We start from the raw sequence: 3,780 nt of genomic DNA on the forward strand, positions 1-3,780 counted from the left end.
TGCCGAGGCGCGAACTGCCGTTGGGAATCGTGCTGGATGCCTGCCCGAACATGCTCTGGCTGGTGAAGGGCGGCGGCGGAATTCGTAACTGGCGCGAATTTCTGGCTGCCGCCGAGGTTGCCAGGCCTACCATGGGCATCAGCCCAAGCGCCTGGGAGGAAGCGCGAACCGCGTTGGGTGAGCAGCAGGCGGCGATCACCATTGCCGCGATCTACCAGCGGCAAGACCAGATCAATAGCGCAGGCGGCTATTTGCGCAGCCTGACGGATCGGGCCAAGGCCGGAAAGTTCTCGGTCTGGCCGATGATAATGGCGCTGCTGCGGGCAAAGCTTGAGGCGTCGAAAGCCGCCGGAAACGGAGCTGAAGCCGCAGCTGTCGATCTGGACATGGCGGGGAAGGTCGTTCGCACCGAATCGCGACTGGAAATTAGCGACGCACTGCGCCGTAACCTTGACAAGCCGGGGCGCGGATCATGACGAGCCGAGCAGGCTCGACCCGCACGATAGCAATGGCCAATGGCTGCAGCGCTTTTTGGAAGGAGCGCCATATGCGAGCATCGAGGATATGAAAAACGAACACGACCGGGAACCATCGCCCGATGAAACCGCCGGGATGGTGTGGTGGAATTCTCTTACCGAGGCCGATCGTGCGGATTGGCTGGCGCGGGCCGGCAGCGCTGTTCCAGCCGATGCCTGGGCGACATACAAGCGGAGCAGTGATTTTGATCGTCAGCCGCGGATCGTAAACTGAGGCCTGTCCCTGTCCGGCAGTGGGGATGACGCCGCGGGAACCGGTCACGGTGCGAGCGGTTCCCCGGCGAAACCAAGCCTGCGCGCCCGATCGAGCAGGTTCTTGACTGACCTCTGCGGTCGACATGTCGGGCGAATATGTCGTCGGCATCGACAGATCGTCATATCATGTCGATAGAATGGGAATGTATCGACGTATCGCACACTTGCAAGCAGTCCGTACAATTGCAGAAGATACGGATAAACGATCATTTGTAAACGTCTCTAGACGGTTTTGCATCGCTTCTGTGGTCCCGAAAGCGCTGGGGATCGGCGCTTTTTGGGCGTTGTGGCTTTTACTTCCCGATTTCAATTGAAGCGCTAAGCTGAAAACCCGACCCACAATTTTGACCTAACGATTTCACTTCCGCGACAGGGGAGGGTACTCAAAGCCCTGACGCCGCAGTGAGATTGATGCGCAAGCGGCGGCGCCGGCGCCTATGTTTGCGCGTCATCTCGGCCGAAGCGGGCTCTAACTGCTTTTGCACCAGGGTCGGTTCCGGCGAGCGGCGCTGTGACGCTCGCCGGAGGCTTTATGTTCAACGTTCATCTGCGCTGGAGATTGGTGAGATCGTCGGGATATTGACCGCCGCGCTCAAGGAATTGGCTCCAGGTTTCGGTTCCTCGTCGCGAGACAACCCGATGGGCCGGATCATCGGAAGCTTCCTCGATGAGACCGAGCTGCAATAGCGGTGCGATCGTTCTGTCACCGTAAAGTTTCTCATAAGGGCGCTGCTGTAAGTCGAGCATCCATCCCGGCGTTCCACGTTCCGTGATGGCAGGCACAAGGCGCCCGCCGAGGGCAGGTCCGTTGCCACGCGACAGGGTGAACAGGCAAATGGTCCAGAACGCGTCCCTCGGCCGCGGCGGTATCAGCGCCCATTCGATTGGTGCGCTGTCCGGTTGCTTGGCTACGGGAGCGGGCCCGTGCTCACCGTCATGGAGTCCCTCCCGATATGCTCGCTCAAGCGCATTGGCGACAGCGCCCGCGGTGTCGACGGATAGTCCGTATTTTCGGTTGTAACGGTCTTTCGCGACGATCTCGCGTGCAATTTCTCGGAAGCGAGCCTTGCGATATGGATCGGATGAAGGGCGTGGTCGCCTGTTCATGGTGAGGTTCCATTTTTGAAGCCACGGAAGGTCTGCTGCGCCTCGCTAGTTCCGCCTTGCCGATCGTCGTCCAATATCGCCGCGGCAGGGGAGGGGCTCTTAAAGCCCGGACGCCTTGGTGAGATTGGTGCGGAAGCGGTCCCGCTGCCGCTGGTATTTGCGGGTCATCTCGGCCGAGGCGTGCCCCAGCTGCTTTTGCACGTAACGTTCCTCGATCTCGGCCGAGGAGGCAAGCCCGGCGCGCAGCGAGTGGCCCGAGAACAGCCCCGCCCGTTCGCCTTGCGGCAGATCGGAACGGACGCCGGCGGCGAGTGCGGTGTGCTTAACCAGGCGGGCGACATGCTTGTCGGAAAGCCGCTCGACGTCGACGGTCTTGTTGTCCTTGAAGATGCGGCGGAAAAGGGGCCCTCTGGCGATGCGGCCAAAGCGGATCCAGCGCTCGAGGGCAACCACGGGGCAGGTCTGCGCGGAGGCGCCGCGGCCGACCTCGACCTCGCGCCAGCCGGTCTTGCCGCGTAGCGTCACCAGGACGCCTTTGTCCTGGTAAAACTCGATCCAGCCATGGCCGTCGCCGTGATCGTCGCGGACGATATCGAGACCGACGATCTCCGAGCGCCGCAGGCCGCCGGCAAAGCCCAGGAGCAGGATGGCCCGGTCGCGCAGGCCGCGCAAATCGTGACCGAGCGTGGCGACCATCGCCTTGATGTCGGCGCCGAGCACTGCCTCCTTCTGCCGCGGCGGTGTTCCGTGCTTGCGGCGGATGCCGGCCAGCACCGTGGCAATATGCCGGTCGGAACGGTCCATCGGCACGCCGCGCTGCGTAAAATTCCAGGCGAGCCCGGACAGACGCCGCTCGATTGTCGCGACCGACAGGGCAGGGGTATTGCGCTTCGGATCGCCAGCGGCACAGGCGCTGATATAGAGGCCGATCACCTGGCTGAACGGCGGCAGCGGCTCGAAACCTTCGCGGCGGCACCAGGCGGTAAAGTGCCGCCAATCCTTGGCATAGGCGTGGCGGGTGTTTTCGGAACTGGCGGCGTTGGCGTACGCCGTCGCGGTCTCGACCAAAGCTTCCAGGCGCGCCGGCCGCGGCGAGGTGCCGGTCTCCACAAGAAGATCGGTGACGTCGGGAAGGTCGCCGTCGGCAAAATCGTCGATGTCGGGCGTGTTCGTCAGTGGACCATTTCCAGCGTTGCGCAAATCAGGCCTCTCGAATAGCACAAATCCGCCGCCGTTTCGCGACCCGATTCTAGTCCGACGACGCAACAGAACTGGCGCGGCGGTTTCGATTCAGTTTTCATGAGACGACGTGGTTGCTGCGAATATGCACTGTCGGCTGACCGGAATTCGTGAGACTGCCGGTTGTTTATTATCAATGGCTTAGGCGATTCACTTTTGGTGAGACTGAATCGGCAATAGTGAGACTAAGGCGCGCCCTGGACGAGAGGGCTGAGGCCCCCTTGGATCCTTTGCAGCGCCTGTTTGCGGCACAGGAGTCTTGCGAATCAAGAGTTTGCGACAATGACCGGATACGCGATTGCGCAGAAAGCCCAACCGATGCTGGTCGAAAAACCGGTCCAAAAAACCGCCTTTGCAACGAATCCGGCGATCCAAGCGACGTTCACACGCATTTTTTGCGCCGACTCGCTTACGTCCGATAAGGCAAGCTTACCGGACATAACCGCGCCACGACAGCCTGTGCGTTTCGGCGCAAAAATGATGGCATAAAGCGCACGCGCGACTTACGCTGCAAAACCATGATTCGTCTCGATCCCGTCGCCGCCAGTCCATTGGCCGCCAGTCCATTGGCCGCCAGCGCCGCCGCGCCGCCGACCATCCCGGCCTGGGCGCTCGCGTCCGGCCGCGACACCAGCGCTGCCGC

General features: G+C 61.9%; 5 protein-coding genes. 3 read left to right on the forward strand and 2 right to left on the reverse strand.

What is annotated here, in order from left to right; all coding sequences use genetic code 11:
- Both repC and O7A70_RS33505 read left to right on the forward strand, forming a co-directional pair.
- A partial coding sequence (gene repC / locus O7A70_RS33500) for a replication initiation protein RepC (protein ID WP_337144158.1) occupies positions 1–476 on the forward strand: 476 nt, incomplete at its 5' end.
- Between the two features lie 88 nt (positions 477–564).
- The gene (locus tag O7A70_RS33505) at positions 565–750 is read left to right on the forward strand and encodes a hypothetical protein (protein WP_337144159.1); all 186 of its coding nucleotides are present in this window, start codon (positions 565–567) and stop codon (positions 748–750) included.
- Positions 751–1,334: 584 nt separating this feature from the next.
- On the opposite strand, the gene O7A70_RS33510 is transcribed toward O7A70_RS33505, so the two are convergent.
- On the reverse strand, positions 1,335–1,898 hold the full coding sequence (locus O7A70_RS33510) for a hypothetical protein (protein WP_337144160.1): 564 nt from the start codon (positions 1,896–1,898) through the stop codon (positions 1,335–1,337).
- Between the two features lie 99 nt (positions 1,899–1,997).
- Positions 1,998–3,098 (reverse strand): tyrosine-type recombinase/integrase, encoded by a 1,101-nt coding sequence (locus O7A70_RS33515; RefSeq protein WP_337144161.1) that lies wholly within the window; start codon positions 3,096–3,098, stop codon positions 1,998–2,000.
- A gap of 321 nt (positions 3,099–3,419) precedes the next feature.
- On the opposite strand from O7A70_RS33515, the gene O7A70_RS33520 reads away from it, so the two are divergent.
- Complete coding sequence (locus tag O7A70_RS33520; protein WP_337144162.1) at positions 3,420–3,626, forward strand: hypothetical protein; 207 nt, start codon at positions 3,420–3,422, stop codon at positions 3,624–3,626.
- Positions 3,627–3,780: the final 154 nt, after the last annotated feature.

It is taken from the genome of Mesorhizobium sp. Cs1299R1N1 (assembly GCF_037179655.1).
GTDB lineage: Bacteria > Pseudomonadota > Alphaproteobacteria > Rhizobiales > Rhizobiaceae > Mesorhizobium > Mesorhizobium salmacidum.